The following is a 24823-nucleotide window of genomic DNA, read 5'->3' as shown; positions in this document are numbered from 1 at the left end:
AGAAAAATCCGCCGCCGGGGGGTAGGCTGGCACCCGTTGCCGGCCCCGCCGGCCCCCCTTTCCGCATTCTGGAGCACCCGATGAAGCTGCGTATCCTCACGCTCGGCCTGGCCTCCGCCATGCTCGCCGCCTGCAGCGGTGGCAACGGCGGCGCGCAGGACAGCAAGGTCCTGAACGTCTACAACTACAGCGATTACATCGCCGAGGACACCATCCCGACCTTCGAGAAGGAGAGCGGCATCAAGGTGACCTACGATGTGTTCGACAGTGATGAGATGGTCGAGACCAAGCTGCTGGCCGGCAACAGCGGCTACGACGTGGTGGTGCCGACCCTGAACTTCTTCGGCCGCCAGATCCAGGCCGGTGTGTTCCTGCCGCTGGACAAGAGCAAGATCCCGAACCTGGCCAACCTCGATCCGGCGGTGATGAAGCGCATCGCCACCCAGGACCCGGGCAACCAGTACGGCGTGCCGTACATGATCGGCACCACCGGCATCGGCTACAACGTGGAGATGCTGAAGCAGCGCTTCGGCGGCAGCACCGACATTGCCAACAGCTGGGACCTGGTGTTCAAGCCGGAGAACATCAGCAAGATGAAGGACTGCGGCGTGACCATCCTGGACACGCCGGCGGACATGATTCCGATCGCGCTGCATTACCTGGGCCTGGACCCGCACAGCGGTGACCCGGCCGAGCTGCAGAAGGCGGCCGACCTGCTGAAGTCGATCCGCCCCTACGTGCAGAATTTCCACTCCTCGCAGTACGTGGGCTCGCTGGCCAATGGCGGCACCTGCCTGGTGGTGGGCTGGTCGGGTGACATCATCCAGGCCCGCGACCGCGCCGAGGAAGCCAGCAATGGCGTGCACGTGGCCTACTCGATCCCGAAGGAAGGCGCCCCGCAGTGGTTCGACATGCTGGCGATCCCGAAGGATGCCAAGCATCCGGAAGCCGCGTACGCGTTCATCAACTACCTGCTGCAGCCGAAGGTTGCCGCGGCCAACACCAACTTCATCCACTATGCCAACCCGGTGCCGACCGCGACCCCGCTGGTGGATGAGGCGATCCGTACCGACCCGACCATCTACCCGCCGGCCGACGTGGCCGACAAGATGTTCACCTATTCGATCAACACGCCGGAAACCGACAAGCTCTACACCCGGCTGTGGACCGAGGTGAAGACCGGCCGTTAAGCCGGTCTGGCGCCGCCGGGCCATGCCCGGCGGATTGCTTCATCCTTGGCCGGGCGCGGTACCGCCGCCCTGGCCAATGTGCCGCAGGATGGCCGGCAACAGGTCGCGTGCATCGCGGCCGCCGTTGCACAGGAACGACGAACTCATCCGCTGCAGGTTGTGCATGCCGATGAAGAACAGCCCCGGATGCGGTGAAACGCCGAACTCGCCGAGCGGATAGCCATGTGCGTCCAGCACGCCCTGCACGTCGAGCCAGGGCCATTCGGCGACGAAGCCGGTGGCCAGCACCACCGAGCGGATGCCTGCGGCCTGCAGATCCAGTTCACGCGGGGCGGCGTCCGGCTCCCAATGCAGATAGACCTCGTCGGGAATGTAGCGGGCATCGTCGGTGCGCGGTTCGGGCCGCGTGGCGTAGTACGCGCTGGCCAGCGAATCGAGATAGGCATATTCGGTCCGTGTCGCCTCGATCGCGGTGCGCAGCTGCGGGCGCACATCGGCGAAGCGGGCGACATTTCCATCGAAGCCCTGCAACCGGCCCAGCAGCCTGATGCCCGCGCGGTGCATCGCCAGCAGGCTGATCGAGCTGCCCAGGCCGGCACGTCCCTTGCCGGAAATCAGCGGGAACTCGGCGGTGCGGGCCTTGCGCAGCGCATCCGGTTCTCCGGCCAGGACGGCGGCCGCTTCACTCACGTGCTGGTGGATGCGCCCGGCCATGTCCCACCAGGTCATCGAGTCCTTGCCGCGCAGCCGGCGGGTATGCGAATGCCGCTGGGCCAGTGACCAGTGCACGCTGCGACCGCTGTCGCGCAGGTCCTGGGCGATCTGCGCGCCGGACTGGCCACCGCCAATGACCAGCACGCCGCCGTCGGGCAGCTGGCGGGGGCTGCGGTAGTCGCCGGAGTGCAGCACCGTCAGACCCGGTGCGGGCGCGAAGGGGACCCGGGGCATCCGCGCGCGCCGGTATTCGCCGGTAGCGACCACAACCGCCCCAGCCCGGATCAATCCGTGGCTGGTTTCGATGGCATAGCCGCCCGATTCGGGCGTGACCCGCTGAACCGCACAACCTTCGCTGATCGGCAACGAACGTTCGTCGGCATAGTCGCGCAGCCGCCGGATCACCTCCGGGGCCCCCATGAAACCTTCCGGGTCGTCACCCGCATAGGCATGGCCGTGCAGGGCCATCGTCGCGTTGGCGGTGTTGGTCTGGAACGAATCCCAGCGCCGCTGCCAGCTGGCGCCCACGGTTTCGGCCTCCAGCACGCGATGCTCGACGCCGGCTTCCCGCAGGAGCGCGCTGAGGGACAGCCCGGCCTGGCCGGCGCCGATGATGACCAGCGGCAGCGTTGCAGGCAGGGAGCCCGGCAGGCGGGGCGGGAAAGGGGAGGGGCTGTCCGGGGAAGTCACCAGGGTGGGTCCATGCAAGGGCTTGATCCGGGCCATTGCGCGGGGAATGCCCCGGGCCTTCAACAGATCCGGTTCTGAAAAACGTTGCAGATCGAGGCGTCGCCTGTGGTGTCTGGCCGGGACGACCGCAGGGTCGTCCAGAGGAGTCCGGGCCTTTGCACGGACAGGCCACCATGGCGGGGGAAAACCGACACTCCCAGGGCCCCCGGGGCTGGCCAGCGGCCGCTTCCGCCTGCCGCCGTCATATCCCCTGGGCCCCCCCGGCCGTTAGAATGGCGGCCGCTGTCCACCGCCCGCTCCCGGAGCCCCCATGCCCGTTGAAGCCCAGCCGGTAGCCACCGTCGTCGACACGAACGGTGCGCCCGGCTATCTCTCCATTCGTGACCTGCGCAAGGAATTCGACGGTTTCGTCGCCGTCGACGACGTCAACCTGGACGTGCGCAAGGGCGAAATCTTTGCCCTGCTCGGTGGCTCCGGCAGTGGCAAGTCGACCCTGCTGCGCTGCCTGGGCGGCTTCGAGACGCCCACCAAGGGCAGCATCACCCTCGACGGCCAGCGCCTGGACGCACTGCCGCCGTACCAGCGGCCGGTCAACATGATGTTCCAGTCCTATGCGCTGTTCCCGCACATGACGGTCGAGCAGAACATCGCTTTCGGCCTGAAGCAGGATGGCCTGGGCAAGGATGCGATCAGCAAGCGCGTGGGCGAGATGCTGGAGCTGGTGCAGATGGGGCACCTGGGCAAGCGCAAGCCGCATCAGCTGTCCGGCGGCCAGCAGCAGCGCGTGGCGCTGGCGCGGTCGCTGGCCAAAGGGCCGAAGCTGCTGTTGCTGGACGAGCCGATGGGCGCGCTGGACAAGAAACTGCGCTCGCAGATGCAGCTGGAACTGGTCAGCATCATCGAATCGTCGGGTGTGACCTGCGTGATGGTCACCCACGATCAGGAAGAAGCGATGACCATGGCCACCCGCATCGCGGTGATGGATGCCGGCTGGATCCAGCAGGTCGGCAAGCCGGACGAGGTCTACGAGCAGCCGGCCAACCGCTTCGTCGCCGAGTTCATCGGTTCGGTCAACCTGTTCGACGGGGTGATCGACGAGGACCTTCCCGAGTACGTGACCGTGCGCTCGCCGCTGTTCCCGGCGCCGATCTACATCGCCCATGGCATCACCGGCTATGAAGGGCAGCCGGTCGCGTTCGCGCTGCGCCCGGAGAAGGTGATGATCGGCAAGGACGAGCCGGAAGGGCACACCAACAAGGCGCAGGGCGTGATCGAGGACATTGCCTACTTCGGCAGCCACTCGGTGTACCACGTGCGCCTGCCCAGCGGTGCCAAGGTACTGGCCAACTTCGCCAACTCGCAGCGCTGGGCCAGTGATGGCCTCACCTGGGGCGACGAAGTGTGGGTGCATTGGCGCGACAACGACGGCGTGGTGCTGACCTCATGAGCGTCGCCGGCCTGAAGCGCTGGCTGCCGGGGCTGCGTGCCACGGTGATCGGCATTCCGTACCTGTGGCTGCTGCTGTTCTTCGCAGTGCCGTTCCTGATCGTGCTGATGATCAGCTTCTCGCACAGCCGGGTCGGCTCGCCGCCGTACACCTGGCTGCTGCAGTACGTGGACGGCGCGTTCTCGCTCAAGCTCAATCTCGAGAACTACCTGGCGCTGTTCCGCGACTCGATCTATGCGCAGGCCTTCCTGAGCTCGATCAAGATCGCGGCCATCTCCACTTTCCTGACCCTGCTGATCGGCTATCCGATGGCCTATGCCATCGCCCGCCTGTCGCCGGCCGCGCGCAACGTGGCAATGATGCTGGTGGTGCTGCCGTCATGGACCTCGTTCCTGATCCGCGTGTATGCGTGGAAGGCGATCCTGGACCGCAACGGCCTGCTCGACCAGTTCCTGCAGTTCACTGGCCTGCAATCGCTGATGACCAGCATGGGCCTGCCCAAGCTGCAGCTGATCGACACCCCGACCGCCGCCTACATCGGCATCGTCTACTGCTACCTGCCGTTCATGGTGCTGCCGCTGTACGCCAACCTGGTCAAGCACGACCACCGCCTGCTGGAAGCGGCCTACGACCTCGGTGCCAAGCCGTGGCAGGCGTTCCTGCGCATCACCCTGCCGCTGTCCAAGGCCGGCATCATCGCCGGTTGCATGCTGGTGATGATCCCGGCGATCGGCGAATTCGTGATTCCGGAAATGCTGGGTGGCTCGGAAACGCTGATGGTCGGCCGCCAGCTGTGGAATGAATTCTTCAACAACCGCAACTGGCCGGGCGCCTCGGCGATGGCAGTGGCGATGATCCTGTTGCTGCTGGTGCCGATCCTGCTGTTCAACCGTTCCCAGCAGCGCCTGCTGGAAGGGAAGCAGGCATGAGCCCGCGTTCCGCCAAGGGCCTGGGGCTGGGCGTGCTGCTGCTCGGCTTCGCCTTCCTGTACCTGCCGATCCTGTTGTTGATGTTCTATTCGTTCAACAGCTCGCGGCTGGCGATGGTCTGGGCCGGGTTCTCCACCCGCGCCTACAGCGACCTGTTCGCCGACCGCGCGCTGATGGACGCAATGTGGACCAGTCTGGTGGTGGCGTTCTGGACCGCCTGTACCGCCACCGTGCTGGGCACGCTGGCGGCAATGGTGATGACGCGCTTCAAGCGCTTCCGTGGCAAGCCGCTGTTCGGCGCACTGGTGACCGCGCCGCTGGTGATGCCGGATGTGATCCTCGGCTTCTCGCTGATGGCGCTGCTGGCCTCGATGGGTGCGATTCCCGGCTTCCCGGCGCGTGGCCTGACCACCATCTGGATCGCCCACGTCACCTTCACCCTGTGCTTCGTCACCGTGGTGGTTTCCTCGCGCCTGCAGGAAATGGACCTGTCGCTGGAAGAAGCCGCGATGGACCTGGGCGCCAGCCGGCTGACCGTGTTCGGCCGGATCACCCTGCCGATCATCGCGCCGGCGCTGGTGGCGGGCTGGTTGCTGGCGTTCACCCTGTCGCTGGATGACGTGGTGGTGGCCAGCTTCGTGGCCACGCCGGGCTCGACCACGTTGCCGATGAAGGTGTTTGCCTCGGTGCGCATGGGTATCAGCCCGAAGATCAACGCACTGGCCACCCTGCTGGTATCGGCGGTATCGATCGCCGCGGTGATCGGCTGGTACATCAATGCCCGCGCCGAGAAGCGGCGCCAGCGCGACCTGCAGCTGGCGCGGCAGGACAACGGCTGAGCACACGACCTGTCGACAGCGCCGGCAACACCCGGCTCACGGACAGCGGCGCACAATGGGGGTCTTCCAGATGGAGATCCCCCATGACCGTCGAGATCATCGACCCGGCCACCGGCCAGGTGACCTACCGCCATGAACTGATGGGCGCTGCTGACATCGAGCAGCGCCTGCAGGCTGCCGCCGATGCCTTCCCCGGCTGGGCCGATCACTCGCTGCAGGATCGCGGTGCCATCCTGCGCCGGATCGCCGCCCAGCTGCGCGCGCGCCGCGATGATCTGCAGCGGGCGATGACCCACGAGATGGGCAAGCTCAAGGCCGAGGCGCTGGCCGAGGTCGACAAATGCGCTGCCGCCTGCGAGTACTACGCTGACCACGCGGCCGACTATCTCAAGCCGCAGCTGATCGACACCGAAGCCCAGCGCAGCTATGTGCGCTACGAGCCGATCGGCTGCGTGTTCGCGGTGATGCCGTGGAATTTCCCGATCTGGCAGGTGTTCCGCTTCCTGGCACCGGCGTTCATGGCCGGCAACGTGGCCCTGCTCAAGCACGCCAGCAATGTGCCGCAATGCGCCGACCTGATCCTGGCGGTGTGCCGTGACGGAGGCCTTCCGGATGGCGTGTTCGATGTACTGCACATCGACAACGACCAGGCCGCCGAGGTGCTGCGCGACGCACGGGTGAAGGCGGTGACGCTGACCGGCAGCGAGCGGGCAGGGCGTTCGATCGCCTCCAACGCCGGCAGCCAGCTGAAGAAGTCGGTGATGGAGCTGGGCGGCAGCGATGCCTTCGTGGTGCTGGACGATGCCGACCTCGACAAGACCGTGGCTGCGGCGGTGAAGTCGCGCTTCGACAACAGCGGGCAGACCTGCATCGCGGCCAAGCGCTTCATCGTGTTCGATGCGGTGGCCGATGAGTTCACCCGGCGCTTCGTGGAAGCCGCGGCCGAGCGCCAGTACGGTGATCCGGACGAGCGCGGTACCACGCTGGCGCCGATGGCCCGTGCCGATCTGCGTGACGAACTGCACAAGCAGGTTCAGGCCAGCGTGGCCAAGGGCGCGCGGGTACTGCTGGGTGGTGAGCCGATTGCGGGTACGCATGCCGGCTATCCGGCCACCGTGCTCGATCAGGTCGGTCCGGGCATGCCGGCCTACGACGAGGAGCTGTTCGGGCCGGTGGCTGCGGTGATCCGTGTCGCTGACGAGGCCGAGGCACTGCGCGTGGCCAACGACACCCGCTTCGGCCTGGGCGGCAGCGTGTGGACGCGCGATCCAGTGCGCGGCGAACGTTTCGCGCAGCGCATGGAGTGTGGTGCAGCGTTCGTCAACGCCATCGTCAAGAGCGACGCGCGGTTGCCGTTCGGCGGCAGCAAACAGTCCGGTTTCGGCCGGGAGCTGGCCGACCACGGCATCCATGAGTTCATGAACATCAAGACCGTCTACGTGGCTTGATGCCGAACGGTAGTGCCGGCCGCTGGCCGGCATTGCCTGGTTGCCGGCCAGCGGCCGGCACTACCAGAAGCGGGTCATGCGCCACGACCCACGGTCGTGGCCTACCGGTCCGGTGGGTATCGACCGTTGGTCGATACGCCCTACAACCACTTCGCGCGCTTGAACAACCGGTACAGCCCCACGCACACGCCACCCACGCCCACGATCATCAGCGGGTAGGACCACGGCTCGCTCAACTCCGGCATGTGGCTGAAGTTCATGCCGTACCAGCTGGTGATCAGCGTCGGCGCCGCCAGCAGCGCGGCCCATGCACCCAGCCGCTTCACTGTCTCGCCCTGCGCCAGCGTCACTAGCGACAGGTTCACGCTCAGTGCGGTGCCCAGCATCTCGCGCAGCGTGTCGATCACATCACTGATGCGTACCGCATGGTCGTGCACATCGCGCACGTACAGCTTCACTTCGTCCGGCACCAGCTCGCCCTGGTAGCGGCGCAGCTGCGCCAGCACATCCTGCAGCGGCGCCACCGCCATCCGCATCTTGTTCAGCTCGCGCTTGAGCTCGTACAGCCGCACCACCGTGCTGCGCTTGTAGGTGTCGGCGAAGATGTCCTTCTCCAGCAGCTCCAGGGTGTCGCGGAAGCGGTGCACAATCGGCAGGTAGTTGTCGACCACGAAGTCGGTCACCGCGTACAGGCAGTACGACGGGCCCATCTTCAGCAGCTGCGGCTCGCGTTCCACCCGCGCACGCACCGGGGCATAGGACAGCGAAGCGCCATGGCGTACCGTCACCAGGAAGCGCGGGCCGAGGAAGGCATGGGTTTCGCCGTACTGGATGCGCTCGTCGACCATCTGTGCGGTGGTCACCACCACGAACATCGAATTGCCGTAGGTCTCGACCTTGGGCCGCTGGTGCGCGTTGCGCGCATCCTCGATGGCCAGGTCGTGCAGGCAGAACTCTTCCTGCAGTTTCAACAGCACATCATCATTGGGGTCGTACAGGCCGACCCAGACGAAGCCGTTGCCACTGGCAATGACATCGCTGATGGCGTCCAGGGTGATGTCGTGGCGTTTGCCCTCGTCATCGTAGTGGACGCAGTTGATGACGCAGGCGGGGTTGGCCGAGGCGGGCGCGGCAGCAGAGGCGGGCAATGACATGCCCGCCATCGTGCGTCAGGGCTGTGTTTTGGACAAGTGAGGAGCACGCCCCAGCACCCACGCCAGCGCGACGTGGACGGGCAGCAACAGCACGATCCACTGCACGTTGTACTGCGCCTGCAGGCTCAGCCAGTGCAGCACCAGCGCGGCCACCGCCTGTACCGCCAGCAGCCACAACGCGATCCTGAACATGCGACCCGGCACGCGACGGCGCAGCAGGGCGATTGCACCCGGCAACAGCAGCACGGCCAGCGGCGAGAGCAACAGCAGGTTGCGGTTGGCCCATGCGGCGTAGTGGATGCTGAAGCCCCACAGGAACACCAGCACGCCACCAAACAGGGCGCACAGCAGCCAGAACGGCAGGGCCAGTCCGGCCAGCAGGCGCGGGCGGTTGCGCAGCGCCAGCACGCCGCCGGCCACGATCAGCCCGAGCAGCAGCCATGGCCACCAGCGGCGCGCGAATTCCTTCGGCTCCGCATCGATACGGTGCGGCAGCAGTTCCTGTTCGGACTGCACCAGCGGACGGCCATCGCTGTTGCGTGCCTGGCGCAGCGCATCGGCCAGGCGCATCGGCACGAAGGCTTCCTGCCAGCGCGACAGCGGCTGGTCGGCGAACGGCCCAAGGCCGACATCGAAGCCCAGCCACATCCACGGTGCCGGCGACGCCAGGCGGACCGATTCACTGCGGTAGGTGTTGCCGCGCGAGCGCCCCGACAGCTGCGACTGCAGGCCGCCACCCAATGCCTTGTCCACCGTGTCGCGCACCATCGTGGCGCAGTTGGCGGTGTAGTAATCGTAGTGGTAGCGCGCGTTTTCCGGCTTGGCCCGCTCGGCCAGGTCGGCGGCCAGCGCACGCGCCTGGTCCGGGCGCAGGTCCAGCCACTGCACGCTGGCGCCACGGCCGGTCTCGTCGTAGTACGACAGGTCCTGCTGCAACGGCAGCGCCACCAGGTAATACATCATGTCGCCGCGTGCGAAGCGGCTGATGAAATCGTCCTCGGACGGATCGAAGTAGCCGAAGTTGTACGAGGTTGCCTCGCCGCTGACCGGATCGACCACGACGATGGCGTCGTGGCCGAAGCGTTCGAAGAACACGGTGCCCGGCTGCATGGTCACCACGCCGATGCGCGGGGCAGGGACTTCAGCGTTGGTTGCAGGTACGGCAGGTGTGGCTGCCACCGGTTGCGCGAAGGCGGCCAGCGGCAGGGCCATGGCCAGCACGCACAGTGCCAGCCACACCATGAGGATCAGGCCGCGGCGCTTCAAGCGTCGTCCTGCGCGTCCGGCGGCAGCACGGTCACGTGGAAGGCCTGTACCCGGCGCGCATCGGCGCGGGCCACGCGGAACATGAAGCGATCCAGCGCCAGCTCGTCACCGACTTCCGGCAGATGGCCCACGGCCTCGGTGACCAGGCCGCCGATGGTGTCGTAGTCCTCGTCGGAGAACGTCGCGCCGAAGCGCTCGTTGAAGTCGCCGATCGGGGTCAGCGCGTCGACCACGTACTGGCCGTCGGACTGGATGGCGATCTGCGCCGAGGGATCTTCAGCCTCGTCATGCTCATCGTCGATCTCGCCGACGATCTGTTCCAGCACGTCCTCGATGGTGACCAGGCCGGCGACACCGCCGTACTCGTCCACCACGATGGCCATGTGGTTGCGCGACAGGCGGAATTCCTTCAGCAGCACGTTGAGCTTCTTCGCTTCCGGGATCAGCACCGCCGGGCGCAGCAGCTCGCGCACGTTGGCCGGGCCGTTGTCGGCAACCACGCCGCGCAGCAGGTCCTTTGCCAACAGGATGCCAAGGATGTCGTCCTTGTTCTCGCCGTGTACCGGGAAGCGCGAATGGCCGGATTCGACCACCTGCTTCATCAGTTCCAGGAAGGGCGCTTCAACCGGCAGCGAGACCATCTGCGAGCGCGAAATCATCACGTCTCCCACGGTCAGCTCGGCCACCGAAATGGCGCCTTCCATCATCTTCAGGGTATCGGCGGCGATCAGACCCTCTTCCTGCGCAGTGTGCAGGACAGCGACCAGCTCGTCGCGGGTATGGGGTTCGCCGGAGAAGGCGGAGGTCAGGCGTTCAAGCCAGCCGCGCTTCTTTTCACTGTGCTCCGCAGGGGAGCTACTACTGTCGTCTTCTGACATCTCTGGAAAAAAGGCACCCGGCAGGCCGGGCGTTGACCCAAGTCTAGCAGGATGTGACGGCCTGTCAGTGACTGCCGGTGGCCGGGGTTGGGGCGGCCGGGGCCGGCTCCTCCTCGGGCAGGTCCAGGCTGTAGGTGCAGCCGGCCAGGGTCTTGCCGGGGTGGGAGGCCACGGTGGAGACGCTGAGGATGATCGACTCGATCTGGGCCTCGCCGGTCTTCGGGTCGGTCACGTCGCGGCTGACCAGTTCGCGGCCGGCCATGAACTTGCCGTCCTGGTCGTAGCCGGTCTCCAATCCCAGCCGTTTGGCCAGCGGGCGTGGGTCGGCCTGGTCGAGCACCGCCATGATGCTGGCGCCGGCCACCGCCACCCGCTCGGTCTGTTGGCCGAAGACGGTGATCGGGCCGGCCAGCCGGAACTCGCTCATGAACTGGTTGCCCTGCGGCAGCGGCTGCAGGCCCTGGGCCACGGCCTTCAGCGGATCGGCCAGCAGCGGCGCCAGCGCGGCCTGCTCGGCCACGCCCTGGCGGCATTCGATCAGGGCCGGCAGGTCCAGGCTGGTGGCGAAGGCGGAGGGAGCGGCGAGGGCACAGAGCAGGGGCAGGCAGCAGCGCAGTGACACGGTCGGTTTCCGCAGGCGAAGGGCCGCCATCATAGCCCCGGCGAGCGCCTGAACAGCCCGGTGAGAAGGCGCAGGAAACCGGTCATCGCCCGCCGCACGACCATGAGTGAGAGGGTCAGCACGACCGCAATCATGGCGACCTGCATCGATTGCCCCGCGATGCGCGCCACCGCCGGCCACAGGCCCGGGCTGGTCAGCCAGGGCATCAGTTCCGCTGCGGCGGTCCTGCCCACTTTCATGTAGATCACAGCCAGCACGAACAGCACCAGCAGCGAGGTACGGCTGGCGTGGAAGAACGGGAGTGCGTTCACGGAGCGGCCCAGGCGGCGGTGCACGATCATCCGCCACAGGAGCGGAAGGGTCAGTGCACCCACCAGCATCAGCACCATCGACGTTTCAAGCAGACCGGGGAGATGGGCCGGTTCCAACCGTCCGCTGAGGTGCGGGCCGATCATGCCGATCGCCAGCCCGGCCAGCAGGCACACGGGCGAGAGCAGGGCCAGGCTGCGCAGCAGCCAGTGCCTGCCGCTGGGTTCGCGGGCGCTGATGCGGCGCACGGCATACGCGCCCAGCACCAGCAGCATGGCGAACAAGGTGGCGCCGATCACAAACATCATTGAGCCGTTTCCCGAGGTCATCCTTGTTCCTCTCGTGTTCCTGGCGACGGGCGGTGGCCCGCTCAGCGCTCGCCCGCGTATGGATCGTCGATGCCCAGCTCGGCCAGGATTTCGCGCTCCAGCTGCTCCATCGCCTCGGCTTCCTTGTCGTCCTCGTGGTCCCAGCCGAGCAGGTGCAGCACGCCGTGCACGGTCAGATGCGCGTAATGGGCATTGAGCGCCTTGCTCTGTTCGTCGGCCTCCCGTGCCACGACCGGAGCACAGATCACCAGGTCACCCAGCAACGGGAACTTGACGCCCTTGGGCAGGCCTTCGGGCACTTCGGCCGGGAAGCTGAGCACGTTGGTGGCGTAGTCCTTGCCACGGTAGTGGCGGTTCAACGACTGGCCTTCCTTGGCGTCGACCACGCGGATGGCCAGGTCGGCCTCGCGGATGCGGCCCTTCAGCGCGGCAGCCACCCACTTGCGGAAGCTCACTGCCGCCGGCAGGCCGGCACGCGGCAGGGCATAACTGACGGCGACGTCCAGTCGCACGGGACCACGGGTCATGGAGTTGCTCCAGGTTGGATCTGATGCAGGTCGCGGCGGTCGTAGGCGCTGACGATACGCGCCACCAGCGGGTGGCGGACCACGTCGCGGGATTCGAAGAAGGTGAAGCTGACACCCTCCACGTCGCGCAGCACATCGATGGCATCGCGCAGGCCCGACTTCACGTGCTTGGGCAGGTCGGTCTGGGTCAGGTCACCGGTGACCACCGCGGTGGAGCCGTAGCCGAGGCGGGTCAGGAACATCTTCATCTGCTCGATGGTGGTGTTCTGTGCTTCGTCCAGGATCACGAACGCATCGTTGAGCGTGCGGCCGCGCATATAGGCCAGCGGCGCGATCTCGATGACGTTCCTTTCCAGCAGCTTGACCACCTTTTCCACGCCCATCATCTCGTACAGGGCGTCGTACAGCGGTCGCAGATAGGGATCGACCTTCTGGCTCAGGTCGCCGGGCAGGAAGCCCAGCTTCTCGCCGGCTTCCACCGCGGGACGGACCAGGATCAGCCGCTGCACCCGCGATTCGTTCAGTGCTTCGACCGCGCTGGCCACCGCCAGGAAGGTCTTGCCGGTGCCGGCCGGCCCGATGCCGAAGTTGATGTCGTGGGTTGCGATCTGGTGCAGGTAGCGGGCCTGGTTGGCACCGCGCCCGCGTACCGTGCCGCGCTTGACCTTGATCGCCACCTCCTGCGCTTCGTAGGAGCGCTCGGCGATCTGCTCGACATTGGCCTGCGCCAGGCGCAGGTGGATGGCGTGGTTGTCGAAGGTCGTTTCGCCGGCTTCGGCGTACAGCGCTTCAACCAGCTTCTGCGCCTCGACGATGGCTTCGTTGGGCCCGCTGATGCGGAACACGAAGCCACGGTTGGCGATTTCCACGCCGAGTTTCAGTTCGATCTGCCGCAGGTGCCCGTCGAACGGGCCACACAGGTTGGCCAGCCGTTCGTTGTCTTCCGGCGACAGGGTGAAGTCTCGATGCTCGATGCTTTTCATTGCTTCGGGTGGGGCGGACGCCTTCCACCGCAGTGTATTCAGGGGAGACAAGGGTAGCGCGCGTGCGGGGCACACGGCCAGCAGACGGTCGATACAGCGTTTTCCACACCCGGTGTGGACGGGGGGCGCGAAAACCTGTGGATAGACCTTCGCAATGCTTGTGCCACAAGGCCCATGAGGTCCTGGTGAAAAAAACGTCATGGTCGCTCGTCGCTTCGGCAGCACTGCCAAGGGGGCCTGCACGGGGGCATTCATCGTGATGACAGTGCAGGTTTCGTTGCCGGGCGAGCAACAAAGCCGCGTGCTGGCGGATTTCCACAACGGTTGTGGAATGATGCCGAATCAACCTGTGGATAGGTGGTGCGGAGCCTTGCAGCAAAAGGCGTGCCCGCGCGTGGCTAAAAAACCGCCAGGGCTGATCGGAATCATTGAGGGGGCACGGGGCACATGGCACCGTGTCGCCGTCGCAGGAGGGGATGGCATGGGCATCGGCAACGGGATGCGAGGAATCGGACTGGCGGGCATCGGCCTGCTGGCCGGGTGTGGGCAGTCAACACCGACTGCACTGGGCACGCTGGAGTGGGACCGGATCACGGTGCCGGCGCCGGCGGCCGAAGTGATCGCCACGGTGGAGGTGCGCGAGGGACAGCAGGTCAAGGCCGGCGCCGTGCTGATGCAGCTCGACCCGGCCCGCGGCGACGCGCAGTTCGCCGCAGCGCAGGCTGATACGGCGCGTGCGCAGGCGCAGCTGGAAGAACTGAAGATCGGCCCACGCCAGGAGCAGATCGCGCAGGCCCAGGCGCAACTGGCCGCGCTGCGCGCACAGGCTGCCGAAGCAAGTGCCTATTACCGACGGGTCCAGCCGTTGGCACAGCAGCGCTTGATTGCCGCCGCTGAGCTGGATCGTGCACGTGCCGCCGCCGGCAATGCCGAGGCCAGCGTGCGTGCTGCCGAGCAGGCCTGGCTGGAGCGGGTGCACGGCAGCCGTGTGCAGGATATCGCCCAGGGCCAGGCCGCCGCCGATGCCGCGCAGGCGCAACAGGCAGTGCAGGCCGTGAACCTGCAGAAGCTGCAATTGCGTGCGCCGCGCGACGGCGTGGTCGATGCCTTGCCTTACCGGCAGGGCGACCAGGCGCCGGTCGGCGCGCCGCTGGCGGTGATGCTGGTCGGCGAGCGCCCCTATGCGCGCGTCTACCTGCCGCAGCCATTGCGGTTGCAGGTCAAGGTCGGGCAGGTCGCGCAGGTGCACCTGGAAGGGCAAGGCGCTGCGTTGAAGGGGCATGTGCGCTTGATCCGCAGCGAGCCTTCATTTACTCCGTACTACGCACTGACCGGTGACGACGTCGCGCGCCTGAGCTACCTCGCCGAGATCGAAGTGGACGCTCCCTCCGACATGCAGAATCTGCCGGCGGGAATGCCGGTGCAGGTGAGCTTCTGAACACCGGCAACGACATCGCGGTGCATGCCCAGGGCCTGACCCGCCGCTTCGGCGAGCTGCTGGCCGTGGACAACGTCGACCTGACCGTACCGCGCGGACAGGTATACGGTTTTCTGGGCCCGAACGGGTCTGGCAAGTCGACCACCATCCGCATGCTGTGCGGCCTGCTGGAACCCAGCGCAGGGCAGATCGAGGTGCTGGGGTTGGCGGTTCCCGAGCAGGCCGAAGCGCTGCGCCGACGCATCGGCTACATGACCCAGCGCTTCTCGTTGTATGAAGATCTGTCGGTGCGCGAGAACCTGGAGTTCCTCGCCGCCATCCAGGACCTGCCGCGCGCACAGGCCCGGCAGCGGGTCGACGAACTGCTGCAGCAATACCGGCTGCAGGACCGCCAGCCACAACTGGCTGGCACGCTCAGTGGTGGCCAGAAGCAGCGCCTGGCCCTGGCCGGTGCCGTGGTGCATTCGCCCGAACTGCTGTTCCTGGACGAGCCGACCAGTGCGGTCGATCCCGAATCGCGCCGCGATTTCTGGGAAGCCCTGTTCGAGCTGGCTGATGCCGGCACCACGGTGCTGGTGTCGACCCACTACATGGACGAGGCCGAGCGCTGCCACCGGCTGGCGATCCTTGATCGTGGCGCACTGGTGGCCGATGGCACGCCGGCCGAACTGTGTGCACGGCTGGACGGCCGCACGCTGCAGGTCACCTCGACGCAGCCGCGTCAGGCCAGCCGCGCACTGTCTGAGCTGCCCGGCGTGCTGAGCGTGGCGCAGATCGGCACCCAGCTGCGGGTATTGTGCAGCGAGGATGTCGCGGACGCCGCCGCATTGCGGCGCGCGCTGGCCAGCGCCGATCCGCAGGCCCGCATCGAGGCGGTGGCACCGAACCTGGAAGACGTGTTCGTGGCGGCCACCCGCGGCCGTGGCCGGGAGCCGGCAGCATGAACCTGCGCCGCCTGTGGGCGATCATGCTCAAGGAGCTGCGGCAGCTGCGCCGCGACCGCATCACGCTGGCGATGATCGTCGGCATTCCGGTGATGCAGCTGCTGCTGTTCGGCTACGCGATCAATCTCAACCTGCGCCATCTCAACGCCGGTGTCGCCGACCAGGCCAACAGCGCGGCGTCACGCGCGCTGGTGCAGGACATGGTCGCCACCGGCGTGATCACGCCGCGCAGCGAGGCGTACACGCCCGATCAACTGATGCAGGCGCTGCGCCGTGGCGAAATCAGTGTCGGCATCGTGGTGCCGGCCGACTTCGAGCGTCGTCGCTTCGATGGACGCGAGGCGGTACAGGTGCTGGTCGACGGCAGCGACACCGTGGTGCAGAGCGCAGCGATCCAGCTGGCACAGGTGCCGCTGGATACGCGCCCGACCAGCAACACGCGGCCGCTGCGCGAAGGCAGCATCGCTGGTGGTCCGATCAGCGTGACCAGCTTCTACAACCCGCAGCGGCGTTCGGCGGTGAACATCGTGCCGGGCCTGATCGGGGTGATCCTGACCATGACCCTGGTGATGTTCACGGCCGTAGCGGTGGTGCGCGAACGCGAGCGCGGCAACATGGAACTGCTGATCGCCACACCGGTGTCGCGCAGCGAACTGATGGTCGGCAAGGTGCTGCCCTATGCGGCCATCGGTCTGCTGCAGACCACGCTGGTATTGGTGCTGGGCACCTGGCTGTTCCAGGTGCCGATCCGCGGCAGCCTGCTGGACATCTATCTGGCAGCGGTGCTGCTGGTGCTGGCCAACCTGGCGCTGGGCCTGCTGATCTCAACGCGCGCGCGCTCGCAGTTCCAGGCGATGCAGATGACGTTGTTCCTGTTCCTGCCGTCGATCCTGTTGTCGGGCTTCATGTTCCCGTTCGCCGGCATGCCACGGCCGGTGCAGTGGCTGGCCGAAGTGCTGCCGCTGACCCACTTCCTGCGCCTGGTGCGCGGCATCATGCTGCGCGGCGCCTCGCTGTGGGAGCTGTGGCACGATGCGCTGGCGCTGCTGGCCTTCATCGTGGTGATGATGACGCTGGCGATCCTGCGTTTCCGCAAGCGATTGGATTGAGGCATGCCATCCGGTAGTGCCGGCCGCTGGCCGGCATCAACTCCGGTGGGTGCCGACCGTTGGTCGGCACACCCTAACCTTATTCCGCCACCACCCGCGCGCGCAGCGAATTGGTCAGCGCTTCGGTGATCACCACGTCCACGAACTGGCCGATCAATCGTGCCGGCGCCGGGAAATTCACCGAACGCATGTTCTCGGTTTTGCCGGTCAGTTCGTTCGGGTTCTTCCGCGAGGGCCCTTCCACCAGCACGGTCTGCACGGTACCGACCATCTTCTCGGAAATGCCGGCAGCGTGCGCATTGATGCGTTCCTGCAGGCGCGACAGGCGCGCGTGCTTCTCGGCATCGCTGATCGTGTCCTCCAGATCCGCAGCCGGTGTACCCGGGCGACGCGAATAGATGAAGGAGAAGCTGTGGTCGAAGCCGATGTCCTCGATCAGCTTCATGGTCTTCTCGAAGTCGGCATCGGTCTCGCCGGGGAAACCGACGATGAAGTCCGAGCTGATCGAGATGTCCGGGCGCACCGCGCGCAGCTTGCGGATCTTCGACTTGAATTCCAGTGCGGTGTAGCCACGCTTCATCGCCGACAGCACGCGGTCGCTGCCTGCTTGTACCGGCAGGTGCAGGAAGTTGGCCAGCTGCGGCACGTCGCGGAACGCGTCGATCAGCGAATCGCTGAACTCCAGCGGATGCGAGGTGGTGAAGCGGATGCGGCCGACGCCATCGATCTCGGCGATGGTGCGGATCAGCAGGCCGAGGTCGGCGAACTCGCCGTCCCCATAGGGCCCACGGTAGGCGTTGACGTTCTGGCCGAGCAGGTTGATCTCACGCACGCCCTGTGCAGCCAGCTGCGCCACCTCCACCACCACGTCCTCGAACGGGCGGCTGACTTCGGTACCGCGGGTGTAGGGCACCACGCAGAACGAGCAGTACTTGGAACAACCTTCCATGATCGAGACGAAGGCCGAAGCACCTTCGGCGCGTGGCTCGGGCAGGCGGTCGAACTTCTCGATCTCAGGGAAGCTGATGTCCACCTGCGGGCGCTTCTGCTCGCGTCGTGCACGGATCAGTTCCGGCAGGCGGTGCAGAGTCTGCGGGCCGAACACCAGGTCGACGAACGGCGCGCGCTTGATGATTGCCTCGCCTTCCTGTGAAGCGACGCAGCCGCCCACGCCGATGATGACCTCGCGGCCCTTGTTCTTCAGGCCCTTCCATACGCCCAGCTGGCTGAATACCTTCTCCTGCGCTTTCTCGCGGATGGAGCAGGTATTGACCAGGATGACGTCGGCGTCGTCCGGGCTGTCGGTCAGTTCCAGCCCATCGCTGGCGGCAAGCACGTCAGCCATCTTGGCCGAGTCGTACTCGTTCATCTGGCAACCGTGGGTCTTGATGTACAGCTTGCCTTTCACCTGGTCGGGCTTGCGCGGACCGGCGGGCAGGGCAACGAGCGGGGTACCACCCGGCGTGGAGGGCGGAAAGACGTCTGGCGTCCCGGTCATGGCGCTTAATCCATTCGGGTGGCGGGAAAGCGGGCAATTCTACCCGCATCCCAGCGCGTGCGCCGGCCCAGTAGAGCCAGGCCATGCCTGGCTGCTTTCCGTCCCGCAGGCACGGCGGGCGGGTCATCCACGCATGGCGTGGATCTACTGGAATTCCGGGTCCGCCCCCCCGGTAGCGCCCGGCCGCGCCCGTCGGCATGCCTCAGGCCGCTGCCAGCTCCGCATCGATCTGCCGCGAACGGTCGAAAGCGGTCATCGCACTCATCCGTGCAATGTAATCAGCCGTTGCCGGCGCCGGCTGCACCAGGCCGAAGGCGGTGGTCCAGGCCAGCGCATTGCCCCACAGCACGTCGGCGGCGCTCATCGTCTCGCCGAGCAGGTACGGCCCCTGTGCCAGCTGGGCTTCGATCACCTGCAGCACCGTCTCCGCGTCGTTGTAGGGCGACATCAGGCGCGGCGGCGGCTCGCGGTGCATTGCCTTGTCGATCATCGCCGGCTCGAAACAGGCGCCGTAGAAGGCCATCCAGCGCAGGTAGGGGCCGCGCAGGGCGTCGCCGATCGGCGGGGCCAGCCCGGCTTCCGGGTACAGGTCGGCCAGGTACAGGTAGATCGCCACCTGTTCGGTCACCAGTGCGCCGTTGTGGACGATGGCCGGCACCTTGCCCATCGGGTTGATGGCCAGGTAGGCCGGAGCCAGATTGGCGCCGGCCTTCAGGTCCAGCACCTGCATGCGGTAGTCGGCACCCAGCGCTTCGAGCAGGGCCACGGCGCCGCTCGAGCGTGAACGGGCGGCGTGGTACAGGGTGATCTGGCGGGATGTCATGGCATTGCTCCTTGCGGTGGGTGGTGAACTGGAGCTCATCCTGGGGCACTATTGCGGACGACTTCTGTCCTCGATCCTTCATGCGCCATACCGCCCATCGACTGTTGCGCCTGATCGCCCTGCTGCAGGCCCGTCGCCAGTGGTCCGGGGCCGAGTTGGCCGAGCGCATGGGCGTGGACCGGCGCAGCATCCGTCGTGACATCGAGCGCCTGCGCGAACTGGGCTATCCGGTGCAGGCCTCATCCGGGGTTGGCGGCGGCTACCAGCTGGGGGCAGGGGCACCCGTACTTCCCATGCTGTTGGATGAGGAAGAGGCGACCACCCTGGCCATCGCCCTGCGCGCGGCCTCGGCCACCGTCGCCGGCATTGACGACACCGCGCGTGGCCTGCTGTCCAAGCTCGACCCGCTGGTGCCGACCCGTCGCCGCCAGCAGGCCGGCGAGGTGCATGCAGCGACGGCCACCCTGTCCGATCTTCCGTCCACCGATGCGCGCGTGCTCGGGCGGCTGGCCCAGTACTGCCGGCAGGCGTCGCGGCTGGCCTTCGAATACCGCAGCGCACAGGAGGCCGTCACCCAGCGCGAGGTCGAGGCCCAGCACCTGGTCAACTACGGGCGGCGCTGGTACCTGCTGGCCTGGGATCTGGGCCGGCAGGACTGGCGCACCCTGCGCGTGGACCGGATGGGCGAGGTGCGTGAGTGCTCCGAGCCGGGCATGCACCGGCGCACCCCGGCGCCGCCGGACGTGATGGTGCGGCAGGCGGTCAGCCAGGCCCCGTTCGCGCTGCAGGCCATCGTCCGTCTGGCCGGCAGCCGCGCCGAGCTGGAAGGTCGCATTCCACCCTGGTGCGGGGTGCTGGAGGCGGACGGCACCGAGCACTGCCTGCTGCGCATGGGTGCTGAGAGCCGGGGCATGATGCTGGCGCAGATCCTGAGCCTGGACCGCGTGCCGGTGGCGCTGTGGACCACCCCGCCGGGCCTGCGCGACGAACTGGCCCAGCGCCTGGCCGGGCTGGGCCAGGTGCTGGCTGTGCCGCCGGTCACAGGCTGAGCCACATCGCTTGGCAAGCCCCGGCGAAGCTGGGACACTCGCCGCCATGAAGGGGATACTGGGGACAACGGCGATCATCATCGCTGCGCTGACCGCTGCGCCGGCCAGCGCCGGAACCCTGTACAAGTGCCAGGGCCCTGACGGCGTCACCAGTTATGTGAGCAAGCGGGTGGCCGGTGCGCGCTGCAGCACCATCAGCTACAGCCGCGACACCCGTCCGGCGCCGCGCCCGGTGGTGGCCGCGCCAAGGCCGACGCCGACCGCGGTGGCCAGCATTGAACGCAATCCGGTGGCCGTTGCCGCGAGCGCCGCAACGCCGGCAGCGGCCGCGCCGACACCTGCATCCGCGCCCGCAGCTGCTCCAGCACAGCCGGTCGCCCCGCGCGCCGGACGCATGGTCAGCGGCCAGGTCTATTCCTTCATGAAGGACGGCGTGCGCCACTACACCAGTGCGCGCCCGACCCAGGTGGCCAACCTCGGCCCGGTGCGGACCATCCGCTACAGCTTCATGGAGCGCTGCTACGCGTGCGGGGTCAATCCACGCGTGGACTTCGGCACCGTGCGCCTGAACACCTCGGCCTTCCAGGCCGAGATCACCTCGGCCGCGCGCGAGTTCGGCGTGGAAGAGGCTGTGGTGCGCGCGATCATCCACGCCGAGTCGGCCTACAACCCGACCGCGCTCAGCCGCGCGGGTGCGCAGGGCCTGATGCAGCTGATGCCGCCGACCGCTGCCCGCTTCGGGGTCAGTGATTCCTACGATGCCGGGCAGAACATCCGTGGCGGCGTGCAGTATCTTGCGTGGTTGTTGAAGCGCTTCAATGGCGATCTGACCCTTGCCGCAGCTGGCTACAACGCTGGCGAAGGCGCGGTCGACCGCCACGGTGGCGTACCGCCCTACAGCGAAACCCAGTACTACGTGCGCCGGGTCGGGCAGCTGGCCGAGCGTTACCGCACCGCATTGACGCACCAGTAGTGCCGGCCGCTGGCCGGCAACCCCTGGGCAATGGCCGGTACCGACCGGCCGCTGGCCGGCAACCCCGCAATCAATGTTGTTGCAATGCGTTGTGTGGCGCGCGACGGTTCCGCTACACTCGACCGTGATTCAATGCGGCTCTGGCCCCCACCGGATCCGCTGGCAGCCTTAAAGCTACCTAATCAATATCGGAGTGCCGGATGGCCAACGATGGGGTACACGATCCAGTCAACACCGGACGTCGGCGTTTTCTTTCTGCCACCACAGCCGTGGTGGGCGCCGTCGGCGTCGGATTCACCGCAGTTCCTTTCATCAAATCCTGGAACCCCAGTGCCCGCGCCAAGCTTGCCGGCGCACCGGTGGTGGCCGACATCAGCGCCCTGCAGGAAGGCCAACGCCTGATCGTGGAATGGCGTGGCCAGCCGATCTGGATCGTCAAACGGTCCAAGGCGATCCTCGATGCGCTGCACGGGCTGGACGGCCGTCTCAAGGACCCCGAGTCCGGCGAGAAGGACCAGCAGCCGGAGTACGTGCTGAAGCAGAACCCCGAGCTGCGCTCGATCAAGCCGGACATCTCCGTGCTGGTCGGCCTGTGCACGCACCTGGGCTGCTCGCCGGAAATGGTCGCCGAGATCCGGCCTGAACCCTACGACCCGCAGTGGAAGGGCGGCTACTTCTGCCCCTGCCACAAGTCGCGCTTCGATATGTCCGGCCGCGTCTTCAAGGACGTGCCGGCGCCGATCAACCTGAAGGTGCCCGCGCACCACTACCAGGACGACAACACCATCATCATCGGTGTCGATCCGCAGGGGGCTGCCTGATGGCCAATATCCTCAGCCGTACCGCCAGCGGCGTGGCCGACTGGGTCAATGCCCGGGCACCGGGCCTGATGCCGGTGTACCGCAAGCACGTCAGCGAGTACTACGCGCCGAAGAACTTCAACATCTGGTACTACTTCGGTTCGCTGGCGCTGCTGGTGCTGGTCAACCAGATCGTCACCGGCATCTTCCTGACGATGCACTACAAGACCAACGCCGCCGAGGCGTTCGGCTCCATCGAATACATCATGCGGGACGTGGAGTGGGGCTGGCTGATCCGCTACATGCATTCCACCGGGGCCTCGCTGTTCTTCATCGTGGTCTACCTGCACATGTTCCGCGGCCTGATGTACGGCAGTTACCAGAAGCCGCGCGAGCTGGTGTGGATCCTCGGCATGCTGATCTACCTGGTGCTGATGGCCGAAGCCTTCATGGGCTACGTGCTGCCGTGGGGGCAGATGTCGTTCTGGGGTGCGAAGGTCATCATCTCGCTGTTCGGCGCGATACCGGTCATCGGCAACGGCCTGACCGAATGGATCATGGGCGACTACCTGCCCAGTGACGCCACGCTCAACCGCTTCTTCGCGCTGCACGTCATCGCCCTGCCGCTGGTGCTGCTGCTGCTGGTGGTGCTGCACCTGGGTGCGCTGCACGAAGTGGGGTCCAACAACCCCGACGGCGTGGAGATCAAGAAGGGGCCGAAGGGCAACCGCTGGTCGCCGAACGCGCCGGCCGATGGCATTCCCTTCCATCCGTACTACACGCTCAAGGATGGCGTCGGCGCCGGCTTCCTGCTGATCATCGCCGCCTTCATCATCTTCTTCGCACCGGCCTTTGGTGGCCTGTTCCTGGAGCATGACAACTTCACCGAGGCCAACCGCCTGGTGACGCCCGAGCACATCAAGCCGGTCTGGTATTACACGCCGTACTACGCGATGTTGCGCGTGGTGCCCAACAAGCTGGGCGGCGTGCTGGTGATGTTCTCGGCCATCGCGATCCTGTTCCTGGTGCCGTGGCTGGACCGTGCGAAGGTCAAGTCCTACCGCTACCGCGGCGTGCTCTCGAAGGTGCTGCTGGGCGTGTTCGCCGTGTGCTTCGTCTGGCTGGGCGTGATCGGTTCCGGCCCCGGTACCGATGCGCATGAAACCTACGTCGGGCGGGTGCTGACCTTCCTGTACTTCGCGTTCTTCATCACCATGCCGGTATGGACAAGGTTGGACAGGACCAAACCGGTACCGGAGAGGGTGACCACCCATGACTGATCGCTGGATGGTCCGGCTGGCCCTGACGGCCACCCTGATGCTGGGCAGTTTCCTGGCCTCCGCCGCCGAAGGTGGCACCAAGCTGCTGCAGGCCGGCAACGATCTTGGTGACCGCGCCTCGCTGCAGCGCGGCGCGCAGCTGTACATGAACTACTGTTCCGGCTGCCACGCGCTGAAGTACCTGCGCTATTCGCGCATGGCGCAGGACCTGGGGCTGAGCGAGGAAGAGGTGATGGCCAATCTCAACTTCACCGGCTCGGCGATCGGTGACCCGATCCCGGTCGCGATGCCCAAGGAACAGGCGGAAAAGTGGTTCGGCAAGATGCCGCCGGACCTCAGCCTGATCTCGCGGGTACGCGGCAGCGACTGGGTCTACACCTACCTCAAGTCGTTCTACCTGGACAGCAGCCGGCCGCTGGGCTGGAACAACGCGCTGTTCGCCAACGCGTCCATGCCCAACCCGCTGTGGGAAATGCAGGGCCTGCAGCATGCCGTGCATGGCAAGCCGGAGGCGCCGGGCATGGACCCGCCGGTGACCGGCCTGCGCCTGGAAACGCCAGGCAACGTCGATGCCGGACAGTACGACCAGGCCGTGCGCGACATCACCAACTTCCTCGAATACGCCGGTGAACCGGCCGCGCTCAAGCGCCAGCAGCTGGGCGTGTGGGTAATCCTGTTCCTGGCCCTGCTGACCTTCCTGCTGTACCTGCTGAAGAAGGAATACTGGAAGGACGTTCACTGAATCTGCCGCCGACCATCGCACGGGCCTATTGGCTTTTGTGATGGTCGGTTGCACACTCGGGGAGGAGTCGATCGCTGGCACGGTGCCGGCGGCGCCGATGCGGCAGGCGGTCTCCTGTCGTGGGAGAGCCTTTGATGGCGGCGAGCGTACGCATGCGCAATACACTGACGCTGTTTTCCTCGAACGACGATGTACTGTGCCACCGTGTACGCTTGGTCCTGGCGGCCAAGGGTGTGACCTTCGACTTCGTTCCGGTCGATCCCCAGAACCCGCCTGAAGACCTGATCGACCTCAATCCGTACCACTCGGTGCCGACCCTGGTCGAACGCGAACTGGTGCTTTACGCCGCGTCGGTGGTCAGCGAATACCTCGATGAGCGCTATCCGCATCCGCCGCTGATGCCGGTCGATCCGCTGTCGCGTGCCCGCATCCGGTTGGCCATGCTGCGCATCGAGCACGACTGGGTGCCGCAGGTGCAGGCCATCCAGCTGGGCAACAAGACCCAGGCCGAGGCCGGTCGCAAGCGCCTGAAAGAACTGCTGACGGCCTCGTTGCCATTGTTCAAGGCCAGCAAGTTCTTCCTCAACCCGGAAATGAGCCTGGCCGACTGCGCGATGGCGCCGATCATCTGGCGCCTGCAGTCGCTGGATGTGCCGCTGCCGAAGGACGGCAAGGCGATTGAAGACTACGGCAACCGCATCTTCCGCCATCCGGGTTTTGTCCGCAGCCTGACCGACCAGGAAAAGAAGCTGCGCGATCTGCCGGGCTGATCCCGTCTTGCTTTACCCGTCTGCACGCCGACCGGCGTGCAGGCGATCTGCCCCGGCGGGGCGCCGGGCGCG

At 66.6% G+C, this 24823-nt stretch carries 24 protein-coding genes; 14 read left to right on the top strand and 10 right to left on the bottom strand.

Going from position 1 to position 24823, the window contains the following annotated elements:
* Positions 1-80: 80 nt before the first annotated feature.
* Positions 81-1190, top strand: coding sequence for a polyamine ABC transporter substrate-binding protein (locus R1L06_RS11265; protein ID WP_317217741.1), 1110 nt, complete (start codon positions 81-83; stop codon positions 1188-1190).
* Positions 1191-1229: 39 nt separating this feature from the next.
* On the opposite strand, the gene R1L06_RS11260 is transcribed toward R1L06_RS11265, so the two are convergent.
* On the bottom strand, positions 1230-2630 hold the full coding sequence (locus R1L06_RS11260) for a flavin-containing monooxygenase (protein WP_317217740.1): 1401 nt from the start codon (positions 2628-2630) through the stop codon (positions 1230-1232).
* Between the two features lie 274 nt (positions 2631-2904).
* Here R1L06_RS11260 and R1L06_RS11255 point away from each other — a divergent pair, with 274 nt between their 5' ends.
* From R1L06_RS11255 to R1L06_RS11240, 4 genes are all read left to right on the top strand, one after another.
* Positions 2905-4041, top strand: coding sequence for an ABC transporter ATP-binding protein (locus R1L06_RS11255; RefSeq protein WP_317217739.1), 1137 nt, complete (start codon positions 2905-2907; stop codon positions 4039-4041).
* A complete protein-coding gene (locus R1L06_RS11250) occupies positions 4038-4970 on the top strand; it encodes an ABC transporter permease subunit (RefSeq protein WP_012510577.1) in 933 nt (310 codons plus the stop codon). The genes R1L06_RS11255 and R1L06_RS11250 overlap by 4 nt, the downstream gene beginning before the upstream one ends.
* On the top strand, positions 4967-5809 hold the full coding sequence (locus R1L06_RS11245; protein ID WP_008267688.1) for an ABC transporter permease subunit: 843 nt from the start codon (positions 4967-4969) through the stop codon (positions 5807-5809). Before R1L06_RS11250 ends, R1L06_RS11245 begins: the two co-directional genes overlap by 4 nt.
* An 83-nt stretch (positions 5810-5892) precedes the next feature.
* Positions 5893-7257, top strand: coding sequence for an NAD-dependent succinate-semialdehyde dehydrogenase (locus R1L06_RS11240; RefSeq protein ID WP_317217738.1), 1365 nt, complete (start codon positions 5893-5895; stop codon positions 7255-7257).
* 140 nt (positions 7258-7397) lie between these two features.
* Here the strand turns inward: R1L06_RS11240 and R1L06_RS11235 are convergent, their stop codons facing one another.
* The 7 genes from R1L06_RS11235 to R1L06_RS11205 form a co-directional block, all read right to left on the bottom strand.
* A complete protein-coding gene (locus R1L06_RS11235; protein WP_317217737.1) occupies positions 7398-8420 on the bottom strand; it encodes a magnesium and cobalt transport protein CorA in 1023 nt (340 codons plus the stop codon).
* Positions 8421-8426: 6 nt separating this feature from the next.
* The gene (locus R1L06_RS11230; RefSeq protein WP_317217736.1) at positions 8427-9677 is read right to left on the bottom strand and encodes a lipoprotein N-acyltransferase Lnb domain-containing protein; all 1251 of its coding nucleotides are present in this window, start codon (positions 9675-9677) and stop codon (positions 8427-8429) included.
* Complete coding sequence (locus tag R1L06_RS11225; protein ID WP_005408827.1) at positions 9674-10555, bottom strand: CorC family transporter; 882 nt, start codon at positions 10553-10555, stop codon at positions 9674-9676. Before R1L06_RS11225 ends, R1L06_RS11230 begins: the two co-directional genes overlap by 4 nt.
* Before the next feature lie 64 nt (positions 10556-10619).
* On the bottom strand, positions 10620-11207 hold the full coding sequence (locus R1L06_RS11220; RefSeq protein ID WP_317217735.1) for a hypothetical protein: 588 nt from the start codon (positions 11205-11207) through the stop codon (positions 10620-10622).
* On the bottom strand, positions 11207-11815 hold the full coding sequence (locus tag R1L06_RS11215; protein WP_317217734.1) for a hypothetical protein: 609 nt from the start codon (positions 11813-11815) through the stop codon (positions 11207-11209). The genes R1L06_RS11220 and R1L06_RS11215 overlap by 1 nt, the downstream gene beginning before the upstream one ends.
* A 41-nt stretch (positions 11816-11856) precedes the next feature.
* The gene (gene ybeY, locus R1L06_RS11210; protein ID WP_049399905.1) at positions 11857-12342 is read right to left on the bottom strand and encodes an rRNA maturation RNase YbeY; all 486 of its coding nucleotides are present in this window, start codon (positions 12340-12342) and stop codon (positions 11857-11859) included.
* Positions 12339-13325, bottom strand: a complete 987-nt coding sequence (locus tag R1L06_RS11205; protein ID WP_033834734.1) for a PhoH family protein — start codon at positions 13323-13325, stop codon at positions 12339-12341. Before R1L06_RS11205 ends, ybeY begins: the two co-directional genes overlap by 4 nt.
* 481 nt (positions 13326-13806) lie before the next feature.
* Between R1L06_RS11205 and R1L06_RS11200 the strand changes: the two genes are divergently transcribed.
* The 3 genes from R1L06_RS11200 to R1L06_RS11190 are packed head-to-tail and all read left to right on the top strand — an operon-like array spanning position 13807 to position 16816.
* Positions 13807-14763 carry an HlyD family secretion protein gene (locus tag R1L06_RS11200; protein ID WP_317217733.1) on the top strand — a complete coding sequence of 319 codons (957 nt, stop codon included), beginning with the start codon at positions 13807-13809 and terminating at the stop codon, positions 14761-14763.
* Positions 14764-14783: 20 nt separating this feature from the next.
* Positions 14784-15707, top strand: a complete 924-nt coding sequence (locus R1L06_RS11195) for an ABC transporter ATP-binding protein (RefSeq protein ID WP_049399907.1) — start codon at positions 14784-14786, stop codon at positions 15705-15707.
* Positions 15704-16816, top strand: a complete 1113-nt coding sequence (locus R1L06_RS11190; protein ID WP_049399908.1) for an ABC transporter permease — start codon at positions 15704-15706, stop codon at positions 16814-16816. Before R1L06_RS11195 ends, R1L06_RS11190 begins: the two co-directional genes overlap by 4 nt.
* Before the next feature lie 79 nt (positions 16817-16895).
* Here the strand turns inward: R1L06_RS11190 and miaB are convergent, their stop codons facing one another.
* Both miaB and R1L06_RS11180 read right to left on the bottom strand, forming a co-directional pair.
* Positions 16896-18314, bottom strand: coding sequence for a tRNA (N6-isopentenyl adenosine(37)-C2)-methylthiotransferase MiaB (gene miaB, locus R1L06_RS11185; RefSeq protein ID WP_317217732.1), 1419 nt, complete (start codon positions 18312-18314; stop codon positions 16896-16898).
* 202 nt (positions 18315-18516) lie between these two features.
* Positions 18517-19137: a glutathione S-transferase family protein gene (locus R1L06_RS11180; RefSeq protein WP_012510589.1), complete on the bottom strand. Its 621-nt coding sequence runs from the start codon at positions 19135-19137 to the stop codon at positions 18517-18519.
* 80 nt (positions 19138-19217) lie between these two features.
* On the opposite strand from R1L06_RS11180, the gene R1L06_RS11175 reads away from it, so the two are divergent.
* The 6 genes from R1L06_RS11175 (at position 19218) to R1L06_RS11150 (ending at position 24751) form a co-directional block, all read left to right on the top strand.
* Complete coding sequence (locus R1L06_RS11175; protein ID WP_317217731.1) at positions 19218-20186, top strand: helix-turn-helix transcriptional regulator; 969 nt, start codon at positions 19218-19220, stop codon at positions 20184-20186.
* Between the two features lie 46 nt (positions 20187-20232).
* Positions 20233-21159, top strand: coding sequence for a lytic transglycosylase domain-containing protein (locus R1L06_RS11170; protein WP_049463568.1), 927 nt, complete (start codon positions 20233-20235; stop codon positions 21157-21159).
* Positions 21160-21359: 200 nt separating this feature from the next.
* A complete protein-coding gene (petA, locus tag R1L06_RS11165; RefSeq protein WP_010486121.1) occupies positions 21360-21980 on the top strand; it encodes a ubiquinol-cytochrome c reductase iron-sulfur subunit in 621 nt (206 codons plus the stop codon).
* The gene (locus R1L06_RS11160) at positions 21980-23239 is read left to right on the top strand and encodes a cytochrome b (RefSeq protein ID WP_317217730.1); all 1260 of its coding nucleotides are present in this window, start codon (positions 21980-21982) and stop codon (positions 23237-23239) included. Before petA ends, R1L06_RS11160 begins: the two co-directional genes overlap by 1 nt.
* On the top strand, positions 23232-23981 hold the full coding sequence (locus R1L06_RS11155) for a cytochrome c1 (RefSeq protein WP_317217729.1): 750 nt from the start codon (positions 23232-23234) through the stop codon (positions 23979-23981). Before R1L06_RS11160 ends, R1L06_RS11155 begins: the two co-directional genes overlap by 8 nt.
* A 134-nt stretch (positions 23982-24115) precedes the next feature.
* The gene (locus tag R1L06_RS11150) at positions 24116-24751 is read left to right on the top strand and encodes a glutathione S-transferase N-terminal domain-containing protein (RefSeq protein WP_032128879.1); all 636 of its coding nucleotides are present in this window, start codon (positions 24116-24118) and stop codon (positions 24749-24751) included.
* Positions 24752-24823 lie beyond the last annotated feature (72 nt).

Source organism: Stenotrophomonas mexicanensis, from assembly GCF_032911605.1.
Lineage (GTDB): Bacteria > Pseudomonadota > Gammaproteobacteria > Xanthomonadales > Xanthomonadaceae > Stenotrophomonas > Stenotrophomonas maltophilia_A.
Note: the sequence above shows the minus strand (reverse complement) of the source record. Positions and strands in the feature narration are given on the sequence as shown.

Coding starts and splice junctions, on each gene's coding strand:
- R1L06_RS11170 (WP_049463568.1), top strand. CDS start 20,233: ATGAAGGGGATACTGGGGACAACGGCGATCATCATCGCTGCGCTGACC.
- R1L06_RS11250 (WP_012510577.1), top strand. CDS start 4,038: ATGAGCGTCGCCGGCCTGAAGCGCTGGCTGCCGGGGCTGCGTGCCACG.
- R1L06_RS11150 (WP_032128879.1), top strand. CDS start 24,116: ATGGCGGCGAGCGTACGCATGCGCAATACACTGACGCTGTTTTCCTCG.
- R1L06_RS11190 (WP_049399908.1), top strand. CDS start 15,704: ATGAACCTGCGCCGCCTGTGGGCGATCATGCTCAAGGAGCTGCGGCAG.
- R1L06_RS11220 (WP_317217735.1), bottom strand. CDS start 11,207: ATGGCGGCCCTTCGCCTGCGGAAACCGACCGTGTCACTGCGCTGCTGC.
- R1L06_RS11205 (WP_033834734.1), bottom strand. CDS start 13,325: ATGAAAAGCATCGAGCATCGAGACTTCACCCTGTCGCCGGAAGACAAC.
- R1L06_RS11160 (WP_317217730.1), top strand. CDS start 21,980: ATGGCCAATATCCTCAGCCGTACCGCCAGCGGCGTGGCCGACTGGGTC.
- R1L06_RS11155 (WP_317217729.1), top strand. CDS start 23,232: ATGACTGATCGCTGGATGGTCCGGCTGGCCCTGACGGCCACCCTGATG.
- R1L06_RS11175 (WP_317217731.1), top strand. CDS start 19,218: ATGCGCCATACCGCCCATCGACTGTTGCGCCTGATCGCCCTGCTGCAG.
- R1L06_RS11200 (WP_317217733.1), top strand. CDS start 13,807: ATGGGCATCGGCAACGGGATGCGAGGAATCGGACTGGCGGGCATCGGC.
- R1L06_RS11180 (WP_012510589.1), bottom strand. CDS start 19,137: ATGACATCCCGCCAGATCACCCTGTACCACGCCGCCCGTTCACGCTCG.
- R1L06_RS11265 (WP_317217741.1), top strand. CDS start 81: ATGAAGCTGCGTATCCTCACGCTCGGCCTGGCCTCCGCCATGCTCGCC.
- R1L06_RS11245 (WP_008267688.1), top strand. CDS start 4,967: ATGAGCCCGCGTTCCGCCAAGGGCCTGGGGCTGGGCGTGCTGCTGCTC.
- R1L06_RS11225 (WP_005408827.1), bottom strand. CDS start 10,555: ATGTCAGAAGACGACAGTAGTAGCTCCCCTGCGGAGCACAGTGAAAAG.
- R1L06_RS11240 (WP_317217738.1), top strand. CDS start 5,893: ATGACCGTCGAGATCATCGACCCGGCCACCGGCCAGGTGACCTACCGC.
- R1L06_RS11235 (WP_317217737.1), bottom strand. CDS start 8,420: ATGGCGGGCATGTCATTGCCCGCCTCTGCTGCCGCGCCCGCCTCGGCC.
- R1L06_RS11215 (WP_317217734.1), bottom strand. CDS start 11,815: ATGACCTCGGGAAACGGCTCAATGATGTTTGTGATCGGCGCCACCTTG.
- petA (WP_010486121.1), top strand. CDS start 21,360: ATGGCCAACGATGGGGTACACGATCCAGTCAACACCGGACGTCGGCGT.
- R1L06_RS11255 (WP_317217739.1), top strand. CDS start 2,905: ATGCCCGTTGAAGCCCAGCCGGTAGCCACCGTCGTCGACACGAACGGT.
- ybeY (WP_049399905.1), bottom strand. CDS start 12,342: ATGACCCGTGGTCCCGTGCGACTGGACGTCGCCGTCAGTTATGCCCTG.
- R1L06_RS11260 (WP_317217740.1), bottom strand. CDS start 2,630: ATGGCCCGGATCAAGCCCTTGCATGGACCCACCCTGGTGACTTCCCCG.
- miaB (WP_317217732.1), bottom strand. CDS start 18,314: ATGACCGGGACGCCAGACGTCTTTCCGCCCTCCACGCCGGGTGGTACC.